Origin of the sequence: Kitasatospora sp. A2-31 (assembly GCF_022288725.1) — a bacterium.
Classification (GTDB): Bacteria; Actinomycetota; Actinomycetes; order Streptomycetales; family Streptomycetaceae; genus Kitasatospora.
This window is the reverse complement of record NZ_JAKNTA010000021.1, coordinates 1-17,017: the sequence shown is the minus strand read 5'-3', so window position 1 is coordinate 17,017 and position 17,017 is coordinate 1. Positions and strand designations below refer to the sequence as shown.

Annotated in this window: 11 protein-coding genes; 6 read left to right on the top strand and 5 right to left on the bottom strand. The window is 70.9% G+C overall.

Translation table 11 applies throughout. The features are described 5' to 3' along the window. Positions 1-95 precede the first annotated feature (95 nt). The 5 genes from MCM47_RS35615 to MCM47_RS35590 form a co-directional block, all read right to left on the bottom strand. Positions 96-1,916, bottom strand: coding sequence for a glycoside hydrolase family 6 protein (locus MCM47_RS35615; protein WP_305068064.1), 1,821 nt, complete (start codon positions 1,914-1,916; stop codon positions 96-98). A gap of 106 nt (positions 1,917-2,022) precedes the next feature. Then, positions 2,023-3,549 (bottom strand): cellulose binding domain-containing protein, encoded by a 1,527-nt coding sequence (locus MCM47_RS35610; protein ID WP_238951158.1) that lies wholly within the window; start codon positions 3,547-3,549, stop codon positions 2,023-2,025. Positions 3,550-4,026: 477 nt separating this feature from the next. Next, positions 4,027-5,412: a non-reducing end alpha-L-arabinofuranosidase family hydrolase gene (locus MCM47_RS35600; RefSeq protein ID WP_238951201.1), complete on the bottom strand. Its 1,386-nt coding sequence runs from the start codon at positions 5,410-5,412 to the stop codon at positions 4,027-4,029. A 35-nt stretch (positions 5,413-5,447) separates the two neighbouring features. After that, complete coding sequence (locus MCM47_RS35595) at positions 5,448-6,917, bottom strand: endo-1,4-beta-xylanase (RefSeq protein WP_374209265.1); 1,470 nt, start codon at positions 6,915-6,917, stop codon at positions 5,448-5,450. Positions 6,918-7,466: 549 nt separating this feature from the next. After that, a complete protein-coding gene (locus MCM47_RS35590; RefSeq protein WP_238951157.1) occupies positions 7,467-8,492 on the bottom strand; it encodes a LacI family DNA-binding transcriptional regulator in 1,026 nt (341 codons plus the stop codon). Positions 8,493-8,645: 153 nt separating this feature from the next. On the opposite strand from MCM47_RS35590, the gene MCM47_RS35585 reads away from it, so the two are divergent. The 6 genes from MCM47_RS35585 to MCM47_RS35560 form a co-directional block, all read left to right on the top strand. Further along, positions 8,646-9,938, top strand: coding sequence for an ABC transporter substrate-binding protein (locus MCM47_RS35585; RefSeq protein ID WP_238951156.1), 1,293 nt, complete (start codon positions 8,646-8,648; stop codon positions 9,936-9,938). Between the two features lie 11 nt (positions 9,939-9,949). Then, complete coding sequence (locus MCM47_RS35580) at positions 9,950-10,912, top strand: carbohydrate ABC transporter permease (protein ID WP_255753247.1); 963 nt, start codon at positions 9,950-9,952, stop codon at positions 10,910-10,912. Further along, complete coding sequence (locus tag MCM47_RS35575; protein WP_238951154.1) at positions 10,912-11,730, top strand: carbohydrate ABC transporter permease; 819 nt, start codon at positions 10,912-10,914, stop codon at positions 11,728-11,730. The genes MCM47_RS35580 and MCM47_RS35575 overlap by 1 nt, the downstream gene beginning before the upstream one ends. A gap of 8 nt (positions 11,731-11,738) precedes the next feature. After that, positions 11,739-14,099, top strand: coding sequence for a glycoside hydrolase family 3 N-terminal domain-containing protein (locus MCM47_RS35570; RefSeq protein ID WP_238951200.1), 2,361 nt, complete (start codon positions 11,739-11,741; stop codon positions 14,097-14,099). A 106-nt stretch (positions 14,100-14,205) separates the two neighbouring features. After that, positions 14,206-15,555 (top strand): PHB depolymerase family esterase, encoded by a 1,350-nt coding sequence (locus tag MCM47_RS35565; protein ID WP_238951153.1) that lies wholly within the window; start codon positions 14,206-14,208, stop codon positions 15,553-15,555. A 773-nt stretch (positions 15,556-16,328) separates the two neighbouring features. Next, positions 16,329-17,017, top strand: a 689-nt coding sequence (locus MCM47_RS35560; protein WP_238951152.1) for an ABC transporter substrate-binding protein, incomplete at its 3' end; no start/stop codon positions are given.

Sequence of the window (17,017 nt, the reverse complement as noted above, 5' to 3'; positions counted from 1 at the left end):
GAGGCCCTCCCGGAGGGGCGTCCTGAAGAGTCGTGCCAGGGCCCGTCGACCGGCCGGAGCACCGGTGGCCTCCGACGGTCGACGGGCGTTCGGTGCTACAGCGCCGGGTAGGCGTTCTTCAGCAGCTGCTGGAACTGGGCGGAGAACCACTCCCCGGCCAGCGGCGCGTCCGGCAACGCACCGGACATGCTGTAGTTGTTCCGCGGGTTGCCGGTGTAGGTCGGGTCACACATCCGGTCGAAGCCCTTGCCGTCGTTGTTCGGGATCTCCTTGCTCGCCCCGTCCGACTCGCCCGGGGGCTTCATCCAGACGTAGGCGTCGATGCCCGTCGCCGGGTCCGCCTGCGGCCGCTCCCCGAGGCCCGCGCCGGCCTGGTTGCACCAGTTGCCGGTCTGGAAGCGCCGGTCGTAGCGCCCGCCGTCCACGTACGCGTCGACGCTCGTCCTCGGCCCGGGCCCGGACGGCCGGGCGGTGCCCCCCCAGCCGTTGCGCGAGGTGTCGATCAGCATGCCGAGGTGCGGGTCGAAGCCGATCGAGACCAGCTTGGCCCGCATCGCCTGCGCGTAGGACAGCTCGTCGGTGTACCGGTTCCAGTCGACCCACTTGGACTGGCGGACGGAGGTGCCGTTGACGCTGTCGTCGATGGTGAAGTTGTTCTCCTTGAGCGCGCTGTAGTTCGCGGTGTTGACGATGAAGCCGGCCACGTTGGCGGGAGTCGAGCCCTCGGCCGTCGCGGCCTGCTTGAACAGGTCCGCCGACGCGCCGAAGTTGTCGTCCCAGCCGAGCCAGCCGTGGTGCCCGGCGTCGACGTAGTTGTACACGTTGGGCACGGCGCCCAGCTTCTTGAGCGCGTAACCGACGCCGGTGATGTAGTTGCCGTTGGTCTTCATCACGTCGCACACGGGGGTCGCGGTGGCGCGCGGCGTGGTGTTGGTGGCCAGGTTCGGCAGCGAGTCGATCTCCACTGCGGTGACGATGCGCAGCCCCGCGTACTTCGGGTCGGCGAGGATCGCCGCGATCGGGTCGATGAACTCCGTCTTGTACCGGCCGATCTCGGTCGGGCCGAGCTCGCCGTTGGAGGCGAGCGCCGAGCAGTCCCGGCCGGGCAGATCGTAGATGACGAGCTGGACGACGAGTTCGCCGCCGCCCTTCTGGCGCAGCGCCTCGTCGAGGTGGGCGCGCAGCCCCATCTTGCCGTTGGCGCCGGTGATGGCGGCGATCCGGTCGATCCAGATGCCGGTGGGCTGGTTGGCGACCTTGCCGCCGCCGGGCTCGGCGGCGGCGTGCGCGGACCACTCGGGGTTCACGTAGACCTTCGCGCCGGCGTAGGGGTTGTCGACGCGGCCGCCGGGCGGGGTGGTGGGGGTGCCGGTCGGGGTGGCGGTGGGCGAGGTGGTGGGCGTGCCCGTCGGGGTGGGAGTGGGTGTCGTGGTGGAGCCGTCGCAGAGCACGCCGTTGAGCTTGAAGGCGGTCGGGACCGGGTTGGCGCCGCTGTAGGAGGCGTTGAAGCCGAAGGAGGTGGAACCGCCGGTCGCCAGGCTGCCGTTGTAGGAGACGTTCCGGGCGGTGACGGCGGCTCCCGACTGGCTGATGGTGGCGTTCCAGCCCTGGGTGACCTGCTGGCCGCCGGCGAAGGTCCACTCCAGGGTCCAGGAGGCCAGCGGGTCCCCGGTGTTGGTCACGACGACGTTGGCGCCGAAGCCGGTGTTCCACTGGTTGGAGACCTGGTAGTCGACCCGGCAGCCGGCCGTGGCGGCGCCCGCGGAGGCGGACAGCACGGTGGCGGTGGCGCCGCTCGCGGTGATCAGGGAGAGGGCGGCGAGCAGGGCCGTCCGGCTGCTGCGCAGCCTGGTGAGGGCGGGGCCGGTGGGGTCGGTGGTGTGCGTGGTGCGCGGGGTGCGCGGGGTGCGGCTCATGATCCGGGTGTCCCTTTCGGTGAATCGGTGTCCTGGTGCGTCGGTGTACCTGTGTGTCGCGCGTTCTGTGTCGCGCGTACCCGTGTCGCGGCGTCCCGGTGTTCGCTCAGCGTCCGTTCAGGCTGCGCAGGTGGTCGCGCAGCCCGGTGCCGTACGCGGTGGGAGTGCCGTCGTAACCGCTGATCAGGGCAGGACCGGAGGAGCAGTCCCAGGTGTTCCAGGTCCAGCCCAGGTAGGAGAGCCCGCGGTCGTCGGACCACTTCATGACGCGGTCGACGAACGCGTGCCCGCAGGTGTTCTCACCGATCTCGCCCGCCACGAGCGGGACCCGGGCGGCGATCGGAGCCAGGGTGGAGGTCCAGCAGGTCTCGCTGGCACACGAGTTGAAGTTGTACACGTGCCAGGCGGCGGCGAGTTGGCCGCTCGGATCCGACGGGGCGTGGGCGAGCCAGCCGCTCAGGTCGTTCGCGTAGGCGATACCGGGGACGAGGACGACGTTGCGCGAGCCGGTGGCCCGGACGGCGTCCACGAGGTCCTGCATGCCGGCCACCTCATAGCCGATGCCCGGGCAGGTGCCGCCGTCGCGCCAACAGGCCCAGGCCTGGTCGGTGGTGGCGGTGGCCCGGTCCGGGTAGGGCTCGTTGAACAGGTCGAAGACCACCCGGCGGTCGTCCTTGAAGGTGTCGGCCACCGAGGTCCAGAAGGCCGGGGCGTACCGGGCGTCCGGCATCGGCTTCTGGCAGGAGGCGTGCACGTCCGAGCAGCCCGCCGAAGGACCGGTGTACTGTCCGTACGTCCAGTGGAGTTCGACCACGGGGGTCATGCCGTGCCCGAGGACCCGGGTCACCAGCGCCTTGACGGCGTCGACGTACGCGGTCCCCCGGTACTCGGGCCGGATGTTGTCCAGGCCGAGCCAGCACTCCTCGTTGAGCGTGATGCGGACGGTGTTGGCCCGCCAGTCCGCGATCGCCTGGACCGCGGGGTCGTCCACCGGGCCGTCGAAGATCCCGTGGCCCTGGACGCACATGAACTCGCCGCCGGAGCGGTTGACGCCGAGCAGTCGGCGGGTGGTGCCGCTCGGGTCGGTCAGGCGGTTGCCGCTGACGCCGAGCTCGGGCGCGCCGGTGGGTGTGCCGGTGGGTGTGCCGGTCGGGGTCGGTGTGGTCGGCGACGTCGTCGGGGTGGGGGTGGGAGTGGTGGACGAACCACCCGTGCAGGCAGAGCCATTGAGGCTGAAGTCGACCGGCGCGGGATTGCTGCCGGACCACGAGGCGATGAGGCCGAGGGTGACGGTTTCGCCGCTTCCGAGCGAGGTGTTCCAACTCTCGTTCACCGCCGTGACGGTGGTACCGGACTGGGACCAGGTGGCGTTCCAGCCCTGGGTGAGGTGCTGGCCGCCGGTGAAGGCGAAGCCGAGGCGCCAACCACTGGTGGGCGCGCCGTTGTTGGTCACGGACACGGAGGCCTGGAAGCCGCCGTCCCACTGGTTGACCGTGGAGTAGGCCACCGAGCAGGCGGAGGGTGCGGCGGCATCCGCACCCGCACCCGCTGCGGCGGACACGGCGGATACGGCGCTCACCAGGGTGAGCACCGTGCCGGCGAGCAACGCCGAGAAGCGTGGGGAGTGTCGCATGAGCGACTCCTCGCAGCGAGGACGCGCCGCTCCCGGCGCGTCGACTGACGGAATCGCTCCCACTGGTGGGCACCGACCGTAGCGCCAACTACCGCTAAGGAAAAGAGGAGTTGCGCGGATTCCTCGGCCAAGGCGTTCGACTCTTCAAGCCCCTTGACCGACCCGGGGGCATCCCTCACAGTGGGAGCGCTCCCACTGGTTCGAGCATTGTTCTGGCGCGTACTCATCCCGCCGCCGTAGCTGAAACCGGCGGAGAAGGGCTGGGTCGTGTCGACGTACGGACCGGCCTCGAACGGCCGGGTCCGGTCGTCGACGAAGGTGACGTCCTGGCCGAGGCCCTGGGGCGGCGACGAAGACGGTGCCGCTGCCCGCGTTGTCCGCCAGGCGCCGGACCGGCCCTCGGTGACGCCGGCAGGCTGACGGGGAGGGAACCCCAGCCGTGATCGGCCGGGGCTCCCCGTGGTGGATCAGGCAGGCTCAGCGCTGGAGGGTGAGGAGGCCCGGGCGCCAGGGGAGCTGATCGTAGGGCCCGGTGGCGGTGGGGGACTTGCCCTGGTAGAGGAGCTGGAGGTGGCAGGGGTCGATGGTCATGGTCTGGTCGGGGTTGTCGCGGACGAGGTCGCCGTGGCTGATGTCGTCGGTCCAGGTGGCGCGGCTGTTGGCCTTGCCGGCGAAGGGGTTGTTCTCGCTCGCGGCCTGCGGGGTCCAGGAGCCGTTCAGGCTGGTGGCGGTGAAGGAGCGGAAGTAGCGCTGCTCGCCGGCGCCGCGAGCCTCGACGATCATGAGGTACTGGTTCTGGCCCTTGACCCTGTAGACCTGCGGGGCCTCGAAGAGGTTCTTCACGGTGTCGGTCATGACGGTGGTGTAGGAGGAGCCGAAGTTGCCGGGGAAGTTGCCGATCGGCATGCTCGCCCGGTAGATGCTGCCGTTGTCACCGGCGAAGAACAGGTACATGTTGCGGTCGTCGCCGATCAGCGTCTGGTCGATCGGGGCGGCGCCGCCCGGGAGGCCGCCGGTGAACAGCGGCTGCGGCGCCGACCAGCCGTTGGGGTTGGTCGGGTCGCTGGAGGTGCGGTAGATGAAGGGCCACTGGCCCCACTGGTAGGCGAGCACCCAGACGTTCTTGGGCGCGAAGTAGAACAGGGTGGGTGCCACCGCGTTCTGGTTCATCCCCGTCTGGGGCGCTGAGGCCATGTCCGACCAGTTGGTGAAGGGGGCGAAGGCCATCGAACCGTACGAGGAGCCGTTCACGTTCGATGCGTAGACCAGGTGCTTGCCGTTGTACACCACGTCGGTGAAGTCCTTCAGCGAGGCCCATCCGTTCGCCGGCTGCGCCAGCGCACCGGTCGAGGACCAGCGGTACGTCGACGGCAGGGCGCAGGAGCCGCCCGGCGGGGTGGAGGAGAGGCCGGTCCAGTTCTGGTTGCTGCCGCCGTTGCACGTCCAGATCTGCACCGCCGTGCCGTTGGCGGTGCCGGCGCCCGTGACGTCCAGGCACAGCCCGGACTCCACGCCGACCACCGTGCCGTCGGCGTTCACCCGCCACTGCTGGTTGGCGCCGCCGCTGCAGGTCCAGATCTGCACCCGGGTGCCGGCCGTGGTGGCGTGGCCGGGGACGTCGAGACACTTGTTGCCGTAGACGGTGAGCTGGTTGCCGGACGTGGCCGTCCACTGCTGGTTGGTCCCGTTCGAGCAGTCCCAGATCTGCACGGACGCGCCGTCGCTCTGGCCGGCGTTCTGCACGTCGAGACACCGGCCGGAGCCGACACCGCGCAGGGCACCGCTGGTGGCCGCCCGGGCCGCCGGACCGGCGACGAGCATCGCCGCCAGGGCCGCCACGACCGCCACCACGGCGGTGAGCATCACGGACGCACGCGGGCCCGACACCCGCGGGCGGCTCACTTGAAGCTCCAGTGCTGGTTGGTGCCGCCGGTGGCGTCCCAGATCTGGACGGGGGTGCCGTTGCCGGTCCGGCCGCCGGGGGTCTCCAGGGCGCGGCCGCTGGCGACGTTGGTCAGGGTGTAGGTGCCGTCGGCGTTGCGGGCGGCCTTCCAGCGCTGGTTGGCGCCGCCGTTGGGGTCCCAGACCTGCATCCTCGTCCCGTTGCCCGTCTGGCCGCCGGGCTGGTCGAGGACCCGGCCGCTGGCGAGGTTGGTCAGGGTGTAGGTGCCGTCGGCGTTGCGGGCGGCACGCCACTGCTGGTTGGTGGCGCCGCTGGCGTCCCAGACCTGGAGCGGGGTGCCGTTGCCGTTCTGGCCGGCGGGTTCGTCGAGGACGCGCCCGGCAGCGGCGGCGGCGAGCGTGTAGACGGCACCGGAGACGATGTCCCCGCTCGGGGTGCCGTCGCCGGCGCCGTCGAGGGTGGTGAGTACCGCGCCGTAGGCGGCCTTCCGGTTGCCGTTGCCGTCGAACAGCAGCGGGTTCTCACCGGTGCGCCAGGAGTCGCTGTCGCGGATGCCCCAGACGGTGATGCCGGTGCAGCGGGGTGTGTCGAGGCAGGCCCGGACGGTGTCGGCGTAGGCGTTGGCGGGGGCCTGGGCGATGTCGAGTTCGGTGAGCTGGACGTCCACGCCGAGGGCGGCGAAGTTGGCCAGGGTGGTGCGCAGGCTGGCCGGGGGGCCGCCGGCCCCGAAGTGGCTCTGGAAGCCGACGCAGTCGATCGGGACGCCGCGGGACTTGAAGTCCTTGACCATGCGGTAGACGCCCTGCGTCTTGGCGTCGGACCAGTTCTCGATGCTGTAGTCGTTGTAGCAGAGCTTGGCCGCGGGGTCGGCGGTGCGGGCGGTGCGGAAGGCCTGCTCGATGAAGCCGTCGCCGAGGACGTCCTGGAAGACCGAGCTGCGGTGGCGGCCGCTGCCGTCGTCGGCGAAGGCCTCGTTGACCACGTCCCAGGCGTAGATCCTGCCCTTGTAGTGGGTGGCCTCCTGGGTGATGTGGTTGTTCATCACGTTGCGCAGGGTGGTGGCGTCGCCGATGGAGCGGACCCAGCCGGGAAGCTGGGAGTGCCAGACCAGGGTGTGGCCGCGCATCTTCTGGCCGTGTGCGGCGGCGTGGTTGACGACCGTGTCGGCGGGGCCGAAGTTGAACGACCCCCGGGAGGGCTCGGTCGTGTCCCACTTCATCTCGTTCTCCGGGGTGATCGTGGTGAACTCCCGGTCGAGGATGGTGGAGTACGTCGAGTCGCCGAGCCGGCCGGCGGCCACCGCGGCGCCGAAGTAGCGGCCGCTGCCGGCTGCCGCCGCACCCAGCGTGCTCGCTCCGGCGCCGTGGGCGGCGGGGCTCGCGGTGAGGGTGACCGAGCTGACGGCGAGGCACGCGGCGGCCGTCAAGAGCTTGCGGGGACGCTTCCTTTGAGTGAGCCATGACATGACGGATCGTGCTCCTTCGGGTGGGGAATGGCCTCCGCGCCGATGGGTCGGCGCTTCGTCCCGACGGGAGGGCTCGTCCTGACGTGGACGTGCCTGTGAGCGTTAACAATCGACGCGAAGGCGCGCCCTGACCGACACGTCGAGGCGGCCCTCGGGCAAGGCGATGCGCGTCGTCCGCAGGTGCCTGACGGCGGCGCGGAGGCGGTGCACGGAATCGACCGGTCACCAACGCCGCTGACCCCGACGGTGGCTGACGAACACGACCCGGAACCGAGGCCGCAGTTCGGACTTGTCGACGGCGACAGTGTTGGCACGGCTCCAAGAGGCTGTCAACGCTTTCGGTCGGAACTCCGCCATGTTCGGCGCGCTCTCGCACCGGCGAATCGGGACATCCGGCGGCGTCGGCCCTGGTGGCGGCGAACGCGGGAGGTCCGGCGGCAGGTCCGGCGCCGGGGACCGCCTTTCGAAAGTTTCGGGAGCCGTGACCGCAAGATGGACCGGGCTGGGCCGGCCCGGCCGGTCGGACCGTGCCCGGCTCAGCTGCCCGGCTCAGCGCCGGCCGGGCGGCACGGTGCTGGAACGCACCACCAGGGTGGTCGAGAGTTCGAGGCGGGTGGGGGTGGCCGGGGCCTCCCCGGCCCGCAGCGCGAGGATCAGACGGGTGGCCTGTTCACCCATCTCGCGCAGGGGTTGGCGGACCGTGGTGAGCGCGGGGCTGCTCCACTGGGCGATGTCCAGGTCGTCGTAGCCGACGACGGACAGGTCCTCGGGCACGCGCAGGCCACAGACCCGGGCGGCCTCCATGACACCGAGCGCCTGGAGGTCGCTGCCGGCGAAGATCGCGGTGGGCGGCTTCGGGAGCTCCAACAGTTCTTTGGCGCGGGCGAATCCGCCCTCGGCGTGGAAGTCGCCGAAGGCGGTCAGAGCGGGGTCGACCCCCAGTCCGGCCATGGACATCGCGGAGCGGTAGCCGTCCAGCCGGGCCAGCGAGCAGAGGGTGTCCGCCGGGCCGGTGACGATGGCGATGCGCCGGTGGCCGAGTTCGATCAGGTGCCGGGTGGCGGCGAGACCGCCGGCCCAGTTCGCCGAGCCCACCGAGGGCACGTCCGGATCGGGGTTGCCGGCCGGGTCGATGATCACGAACGGGATGGACCGCGCCCGCAGTTGGCGCTTCAGCTCGGGCGGCAGGCCGGAGAAGACCAGGACCACCCCGAGGGGGCGCCGACGCAGCACCGCCTCGATCCACTCCGGTCCCGGTGCGTGGCGTGAACCGCTGCGGGTGACCACCATAGCCGCGCCGTGCTCGCTCGCCACGGCCTCGACACCGCGCAGGAGTTCCATCGCCCAGAGGCTGTCGAGCTCGTGGAAGACGATCTCGACGAGGGGCGCCTCGGCGCTGCTGCGCGCGGCGCGGCGGTAGTCGTGGGCGCGCAGGATCCGCTCGACGCGGACGCGGGTGGGCGCCGAGACATCGGTGCGGCCGTTGAGGACCTTCGAAACCGTCGAAACGGAGACCTCGGCCTCGCGCGCGACGTCGGCCAGCGTCACCCGCCCCAGTTCATCGCCCTTGTCCATGGACGCAGCATAAGCCATGCGCGACGCAGGGCAGTTGACGCATCACGCTTCAGTAACCGTCGGTACGAGGGATTGACCCGAAACGTCTCCGCAACCTAGCGTCCGGCGCAGCGTGGATTTCGAGAAGCGGGTCGAAACTTTAGGAGACTGCTGATGAAGCGACGCGCGTTAGCCGGTGCGCTCGGTCTGGCCGTGGCCGTGGTGGGGATGACCGCCTGCGACAGTGGAGGGTCCTCCGCGAGCGGGGACTCCGGCACGATCCACGTGCTGGTCTACGGGGACGCCAGCAACAAGGTCGAGAAGCAACTGGTCGAGACCTTCAACAAGAGCTCCAAGGTCAAGGCCGTCCTGGACACCATCCCCGGCGCGGACTACCAGGCCAAGCTCAACACCGTCATCAACACCCCGCAGGCGCCGGACGTCTTCTTCAACTGGGGCGGCGGGAGCATCCAGCCCTACGTGAAGTCCGGCCTGTTGCTACCGTTGGACGACATGATCGCCGCGGACCCGGGGCTGAAGAGCAACTTCCTGCCCTCGGTGTTCAACACCGCGGTGATCGACGGCAAGTCCTACGGCATCCCGATGCGCGGCACCCAGCCCGTGCTGCTGTTCCACAACAAGAAGGTGCTGGCGGACGCGGGCCTGAACGTCCCGAAGACCTGGGACGACCTGCTCGACGCCGTCCGGGTGCTCAAGGCCAAGGGCGTCACCCCGTTCGCCCTCGGCGGTGGTGACCAGTGGCCGACCCTGATGTGGTACGAGTACGTCTTCGACCGCGTCGCGGGCCCCGAGCTGTTCCGGAAGGCGCTGTCCGGCGACAAGGGCGCATGGGAGAGCGAGGACGCGAAGAAGGCCCTGGGCATGCTCAAGAAGCTGCTCGACGCCGGCGCGTTCGGCTCGAACTTCGACTCGGTGAAGTTCACCGACGGCGGCTCCCCGGCGCTGCTCGCCAAGGGCAAGGCGGCCTTCGAGCTGATGGGTTCCTGGGAGTACGCCACCCAGCAGGACGCCAACCCCGACTTCGCCAAGGGCAACCTCGGATACGGCGCGTTCCCCGGCGTCCCCGGCGGCAAGGGCGACGCGGCCAACGTGGTCGGCAACACCAACAACTTCTACTCGGTGCTGAAGAAGAGCAAGCACCCCGAGGCGGCGGCCGCCTTCCTGAAGCTCATGTACTCCGACGAGTTCGTCAAGGCGCAGCTGGCGATCGGCAACCTGCCGACCACCACCAGCACCGAGCAGTTCCTCGGCACCGCAGCCAACCCCGACTACTCCAAGTACCAGTACGACCTGGTCAAGGCGGCCCCCTCGTTCCAGCTGTCCTGGGACCAGGCGTACCCGCCGGCCGCCAGCACGCCGATCCGCACCGCCGTCCAGCAGTTCTTCGACGGCAGGCTCGACGTGGACGGCTTCGTCAAGGCCATGCAGGCCCTGCCCGCCTCCTGAGGGGAACCGCCATGAGTGCTTCCTCCTTCGTGTCCGCCTCCGGCCGTCGCAGGCGGGGCGCCGGTCCGGTTCCCCGCCCACGGGCGGCGAGCCGGACCGGCGCCGGGGTGACCCGTCCGGGCCTCGTCTGGGCGGTCCCCGCGACGGTGTTCTTCCTGCTGTTCGCGATCGTGCCGCTGGTGCTGGTGGCGGTGCTCTCCTTCACCAGCTGGAACGGCGTCGACGCCCCGACGTTCAACGGCCTCGCCAACTGGAGCAAGCTGCTGCACGACCCGGTGATGACGCAGAGCATGTGGCTGACCCTGCTGCTGACCGCGGCCGGCGTGGTCGTGCAGACCCCGGTGAGCATCCTGCTGGGCGTGTGGGCGGCCGGCCACCAGCGCAACCGCGCCGTGCTGTCCGCGGTCTTCTTCGTCCCGCTGCTGCTGTCCGCGACCGCGGTCTCGGTGGTCTGGCGCGCCATCCTGGACCCCAACTTCGGCGTGCCCTCGGAGCTGGAATGGCTCTTCGGCGACGGCAACCTGATGGGCAGTCAGGGCAGCGCCGTCGCGGTGCTCACCTTTGTCGGCATGTGGCAGTGGACGCCCATGCACGCCCTGCTCTACCAGGGCGGCGCCCGGGCGATCCCGCAGGTGCTCTACCAGGCCGCGTCGATCGACGGCGCGGGCAAGGTACGGCAGTTCCTCCACATCACCCTGCCGCAGCTGCGCAACACGGCCATCACCTCGATGATCCTGATGGTGGTCGGCGGACTCACCACCTTCGACACCGTCCTCATCCTCACCCAGGGCGGTCCCGGCACCGACACCACCAACAGCGCCTACTACATGTACCGACAGGCCTTCAAGAGCTTCGACTTCGGCGCGGGCTCGGCGATCGCCCTGGTCCTCGTGATGGCCGCCACGCTGATCTCGCTCGCCGTCGTGCGCCTGTCCGGCTACGACAGGATGCGCAGCACCACGGAGGGACTGTGATGCGCCGGCGTCCCAACCACCTCGCCGGGCTCGGCTCGCTGGTCTGGCTGGCCCTGGTGGGCTTCCCGCTGTACGTCCTGCTGGTCTCCACCTTCCGGACCCGCTCCGACTACTCCTCGCAGGGGCCGCTCACCTTCCCCTCCGAGCTGACCCTGCAGAACTACGTCGACGACTTCTCCAACGGCTTCGGTCGGGACTTCCTCAACACGCTGGTGGTCACGGTGAGCGTGGTCGCCATCGTGCTGCTCGTGGTGCCCCCGCTCGCCTACGCCATCGTGCGGGTCCGGGGCAGGACCATCGGCACCGTCTTCCGGATCTTCCTGCTGGGTTTGGCGATCCCGGCGCAGGCCGTGATCGTGCCGATGTTCTACGTGATCAGCAAGGCCGGCCTCTACGACCACCTGATCGGCGTCATCCTGCCCACTGCGGCGTTCTGCCTGCCGGTGTGCACGCTGGTCCTCACCGGGGCCATGCGGGACGTCTCCGGCGAGCTCTACGAGGCCATGGCCCTGGACGGCGCCTCGCCGTGGCGGGGGTTCTGGCAGCTGGTGGTGCCGCTGTCCAGGGGCGGACTGTCGTCGGTCGTGGTGTTCGCCGCCCTGCAGGCGTGGAACGGCTTCTTGTTCCCGCTGATCCTCACCCAGTCGGAGGGCACCAAGGTCATCACCCTCGGCCTGTACGACTTCCAGACCGAGCACGGCGTCGACGTGCCCGGCCTGCTCAGCGCCGTCGTGCTGTCGATGCTCCCCGTCCTCGTCGTCTACCTGTTCGCCCGACGTGCCCTGGTCCAGGGCCTCATGGGAGTGGGAGGAAAGTGACCGGCAACATGAACCTCGCCGCCCCGGCCGCCGGCCCGACCGACCGCTGGCGCGACCGCGCGCTCAGCCCCGAGGAACGCGCGCACGCCCTGATCGCCGAGATGACGCTGCCGGAGAAGCTGGCCCAGCTGGTCGGCGTCTGGGTCGGCGCCTCCGACGAGGGCGGCGACGTCGCCCCGCACCAGCACGACATGGAGGAGGCACCCGACCTCGACGACCTGCTCCCCTCCGGACTGGGCCAGTTGACCCGGCCGTTCGGCACGGCACCGGTCGACCCGGCGCTGGGCGCGCTCTCGCTCGCCCGCAGCCAGCGACGCATCGCCGCCGCCAACCGGTTCGGCATCCCCGCCCTCGCGCACGAGGAGTGCCTGGCCGGGTTCGCCGCCTGGGGCGCCACCGCCTACCCGGTGCCGCTCTCCTGGGGCGCCACCTTCGATCCGGACCTGATCCGGCGGATGGCCGCCGCCATCGGCCGTGACCTGCGCGCGGTCGGCGTCCACCAGGGCCTCGCCCCGGTCCTCGACGTCGTCCGCGACGCCCGCTGGGGGCGGGTCGAGGAGACCATCGGCGAAGACCCCTACCTGGTCGGCACGGTGGCCACCGCCTACGTCCAGGGCCTGGAGTCCGCAGGGATCGTGGCCACGCTCAAGCACTTCGCCGGCTACTCCGCCTCGCGCGCCGGACGCAACCTCGCCCCCGTGGGCATGGGCGCCCGCGAACGTGCCGACGTCATCCTCCCGCCCTTCGAGATGGCGGTGCGCGAGGGCCGCCCCCGGTCGGTCATGCACGCCTACACCGACACCGACGGTGTCCCCTCGGCCGCCGACGAGGAGCTGCTCACCGGACTGCTGCGCGAGACCTGGGGCTTCGAGGGGACGGTGGTCGCCGACTACTTCGGCATCGCCTTCCTCAAGCTGCTGCACGGCGTCGCCGGGGACTGGGCCGAGGCGGCCGCCCTCGCCCTCACCAGTGGCGTGGACATGGAGCTGCCGACCGTCAAGACCTTCGGCGAGCCGCTGCTGCGCGCCGTCGAGGACGGGACGGTGCCCGAGGCGCTGGTCGACCGGGCACTGCGCCGGGTACTGGTGCAGAAGGCCCAACTCGGCCTGCTGGACGAGGACTGGGACGCCGTCCCGACGGCGCTCTCCGGCCGCCCGCTCGACGATCCGGGAAGGCTGCGGGGCTCGGTCGACCTGGACGGCCCGGAGAACCGCGCGCTGGCCCTGGAGATCGCCGAGCGGGCCGTGGTGCTGCTGCGCAACGACGGCACCCTGCCGCTGCGACACCCCCGCCGGATCGCGCTGATCGGCCCCAACGCCGACACCCCGACCGCGGTGCTCGGCTGCTACGCCTTCCCCGTGCACGTCGGAGGCCAGCATCCTGACGTCCCGATCGGCATCGAACTGCCCACGCTGCGCCAGGCCTTGACGGCGGAGTTCCCCGGCAGCGAGATCCGGACGGTGGCCGGGGCGAGCATCGACGGGTTCGAGACCTCCGGCTTCACCGAGGCCGTCGAGGCGGCCCGGCGCGCCGATGTCGTGATCGTCGCCCTGGGCGACCGGGCCGGGCTGTTCGGGCGCGGCACCAGCGGCGAGGGCTGCGACGCCGAGTCCCTGCGACTTCCGGGCGTGCAGCAGCAGTTGCTCGACACGTTGCTGGACACCGGCACGCCGGTCGTGCCGGTGCTGCTGGCCGGCCGACCCTACGCGCTGGGGCGTGCGGTGACCGAGGCGGCGGCCCTGGTGCAGACCTTCTTCCCCGGCGAGGCCGGCACCGAGGCGATCGCCGCGGTGCTCAGCGGCCGGACCGACCCCTCGGGCCGGCTGCCCGTCAGCATCCCGGCGCGCCCGGGCGTCCAGCCCTCCACCTACCTCGCCGCCCGGCTGGCCGGCCCGAGCGAGGTGTCCAGCACCGACCCCACCCCCGCGTTCGGGTTCGGGCACGGCATCGGCTACACGACGTTCGCCTGGACCGACCTCGAGGTGGAGCAGGACACCGTCGCGACCGACGGGGCGGTCGCCCTCGCCTTCACCCTGCGCAACACCGGCGACCGGACCGGCAGCGAGACCGTCCAGCTCTACCTGCACGACCCGGTCGCCAGCGTGGTCCAGCCGGTGCAGCGGCTGATCGGCTACCGGCGGGTCGCCCTGGCCCCGGGCACGCGGACGCGGCTCCGGGTCGGCATCCCGGCGGACGTCGCGTCCTTCACCGGGCGCGACGGGCGGCGCATCGTGGAGCCGGGGGAGTTGGAGCTGCGCGTCGCCGCCTCCAGCACCGACATCCGGCTCACCGCGACCGTCCGGCTGGACGGGCCGGTCCGCGTCCTGGACCACACCCGGCGCCTGCATCCGACGTTCCACTGCGTTTGACGCGCGTACCGGCGGAGGTCCCCGGTGCGTACCGCAGGTGCCGGCACGCCGGTGGTGGCACCACGACCTCCCTCCTACCCACGACACACCCGAACGGAGAGGCTCCATGTTCCGCTTCCGCTCGTTCACGTCCCGCTTACCGGGCCTGCTCGCGGCGGTCGGCCTCGCGGTCGGCCTGAGCCTGCAGGCGGCCCCGCAGGCCGCCGCCGCGTCGCTGACCCAGATCACGAACTTCGGCACCAACCCGACGGGTCTGCTGATGCACCTGTACGTGCCGAACAACGTCAGGCCCGACCCGCCGATCCTGCTGGCCCTGCACGGGTGCCAGGGGACCGGGCCCTACATGTACTCCAGCACCGACTTCGGGTCGCTGGCCGACCGGTACGGATTCCTGGTCATCTACCCCTCGACGAACCCCGGCGGCAGCTGTTGGGACGTCTCCTCCGACCAGGCGCTGACCCGCAACGGCGGCAGTGACCCGGTCGGGCTGATGTCGATGATCACGTACACGGAGCAGCACTACGGTGGCAACGCCAACGCCGTGTACGTGACCGGGGAGTCCTCGGGCGGGATGATGACCAACGTGATGCTCGCCGACTACCCCGACGTGTTCAAGGCGGGCGCGGCGTTCATGGGCGTGCCCTACCACTGCTTCCACACCGGCACCGTCCGCGGCTGGAACGGCCCCTGTGCCCAGGGCCAGGTCTCCATGACCCCGCAGCAGTGGGGCGATCTGGCGCGCGGTGCCGATCGCGGCTACACCGGTCCACGTCCCCGGGTGCAGCTGTGGCACGGTACCGCCGACACCGTTCTCAGCCACAACAACCTCGGTGAAGAGATCAAGGAGTGGACCGACGTCCTCGGCGTGAGCCGGACCCCGTCGGCCACCGACACCCCCGCCGCCAACTGGAACCGCACCCGGTACGACAACAGCGCCGGCGTCACCCAGGTGGAGGCGTACAGCATCGTCGGGGCCGGGCATCAACTGCCGGTGCAGGGGACGGCCATGGCGGCCACCGCCGTCCACTTCATGGGCCTGGACGGGGGGACGTCCGGCGGCGGCACGGCCGGCGCGCTGAAGGCGGTGGCCGCGGGCAAGTGCCTCACCGACGCGAACGGCACGGCGCTCGGAACGCAGCAGCGGATCTACGCCTGCAACGGCGGTGCGAACCAGGCCTGGACCCGTACGGCGTCGAAGCAGCTGACGGTGACCGTGGGCGGCAGCACGCTGTGCCTGGACGCCGAGGCGCACGGCACCAGCCCCGGCACCAAGGCGATCGTCTGGTCCTGCAACGGCCAGGCCAACCAGCAGTGGCAGCTGAACCCGAACGGCACGGTCACCGGGGTGCAGTCGGGGCTCTGCCTGGACGTGGCCGGGCTGGCCACCGGTGACGGCACGCCGGTCCAGCTGTGGACCTGCAGTGGCGGCAGCAACCAGCAGTGGAAGCTGGGATGACACCGGGCGCGCGACTCCCTGCGCGCCCGGCTGCGACCGCCCGACCGTGACGGAGCCCCGCCTCCGCCCGTTCCCGTCCCCGGCGAAAGCGGTCCGGCGGCGCGGAGGCGGACCCGGCTGCCGATCACCCGCATGCCCCGGAACCGGTCGGCCCGCCGCACCCTGACGGTGCGGCGGGCAGCCGGCGTCGACCATGTTCTCGGCCCGGTCGCCGGTGTCGCACCAGCCGCCGGGGACGTCCGACCGGTGGTCTCGCACGCCGCCGGGCGCGGGACGCTCGTGTCGCCCCTGTTCGGCGCCCCCCCCGCCGGTGGCCGGCGGGGCCCGGAGCACGGGGGAGCCGGTGCAGGGGAGCCCAGTGCAGGGGAGTCCGATGCAGGGGAGTCCGATGCATGGGAGTCCGATGCATGGGAGTCCGATGCATGGGAGTCCGATGCATGGGAGTCCGATCCGTGGGAGCGCTCCCATCGCCGTTCAGCCCAGCTCGGCCATCGGAGCGTCAAGGGGCGGTAACAGGCCGGAAATCGGCCAGGACCTCGCCGCGCCGCAGGTCAAGATTGGGTAACGGGCGGGGGCGGGTCTTGTCGACCCGATTGTTAGCGCTAACAATCTCGTCTCGAGCGCAACCGCGTCACCACCGCGCCCGGATGGACGGGATGGTGCCGCGTCGCCCCTGGGCCGCACCTCGGCCCCTCAGTCGCTTCGCCCCACCCCGTGAACGCGGGCCGTTGCCGCCGTCCGTGCGATCGACGATTCCGAGAGGAAGTCCCCACATGTCCAAGAGAGTTGCTTCGGTCCTGGTCACCGGTGCGATGGTTGCCGTCCTCGCCGCCTGTGGTTCCGGCGGCGGAGGCTCGGCCGACAAGGGTTCCGGCCACAAGCTCGTCGTGGGGTTCTCCCAGGTCGGCGCGGAGAGCGGTTGGCGCACCGCCAACACCAAGTCGATCCAGGAGGCCGCGAAGAAGGCCGGCGTCGAGCTGAAGTTCTCCGACGCGCAGCAGAAGCAGGAGAACCAGATCAAGGCGATCCGCTCGTTCATCCAGCAGAAGGTCGATGTGATCGCCTTCTCCCCGGTGGTGGAGTCGGGTTGGGACACGGTCCTGAAGGAGGCCAAGGACGCGCACATCCCGGTCATCCTGACCGACCGCGCGGTGGACTCGAAGGACGAGTCGCTCTACGTCTCCTTCCTCGGCTCGGACTTCGTCGAGGAGGGCAAGAAGGCAGGCGAGTGGCTGGTCAAGGAGTACGCGGCCGCCAGTGGTGACGTGAACGTCGTCCAGCTGGAGGGCACCACCGGTTCAGCGCCGGCCAACGACCGCAAGTCCGGCTTCGCGGACGCCGTCAAGGGCGAGCCCAAGTTCAAGGTGGTCGCCTCGCAGACCGGCGACTTCACCCGCGCCAAGGGCAAGGAGGTCATGCAGGCCTTCCTGAAGTCGCAGCCGAAGATCGACGTGCTGTACGC

Excerpts from the sequence above, each read along its gene's own strand:
- MCM47_RS35615 (WP_305068064.1), bottom strand. The coding sequence starts at position 1,916 with ATGAGCCGCACCCCGCGCACCCCGCGCACCACGCACACCACCGACCCC.
- MCM47_RS35610 (WP_238951158.1), bottom strand. The coding sequence starts at position 3,549 with ATGCGACACTCCCCACGCTTCTCGGCGTTGCTCGCCGGCACGGTGCTC.
- MCM47_RS35600 (WP_238951201.1), bottom strand. The coding sequence starts at position 5,412 with ATGCTCACCGCCGTGGTGGCGGTCGTGGCGGCCCTGGCGGCGATGCTC.
- MCM47_RS35595 (WP_374209265.1), bottom strand. The coding sequence starts at position 6,917 with ATGTCATGGCTCACTCAAAGGAAGCGTCCCCGCAAGCTCTTGACGGCC.
- MCM47_RS35590 (WP_238951157.1), bottom strand. The coding sequence starts at position 8,492 with ATGGACAAGGGCGATGAACTGGGGCGGGTGACGCTGGCCGACGTCGCG.
- MCM47_RS35585 (WP_238951156.1), top strand. The coding sequence starts at position 8,646 with ATGAAGCGACGCGCGTTAGCCGGTGCGCTCGGTCTGGCCGTGGCCGTG.
- MCM47_RS35580 (WP_255753247.1), top strand. The coding sequence starts at position 9,950 with ATGAGTGCTTCCTCCTTCGTGTCCGCCTCCGGCCGTCGCAGGCGGGGC.
- MCM47_RS35575 (WP_238951154.1), top strand. The coding sequence starts at position 10,912 with ATGCGCCGGCGTCCCAACCACCTCGCCGGGCTCGGCTCGCTGGTCTGG.
- MCM47_RS35570 (WP_238951200.1), top strand. The coding sequence starts at position 11,739 with ATGAACCTCGCCGCCCCGGCCGCCGGCCCGACCGACCGCTGGCGCGAC.
- MCM47_RS35565 (WP_238951153.1), top strand. The coding sequence starts at position 14,206 with ATGTTCCGCTTCCGCTCGTTCACGTCCCGCTTACCGGGCCTGCTCGCG.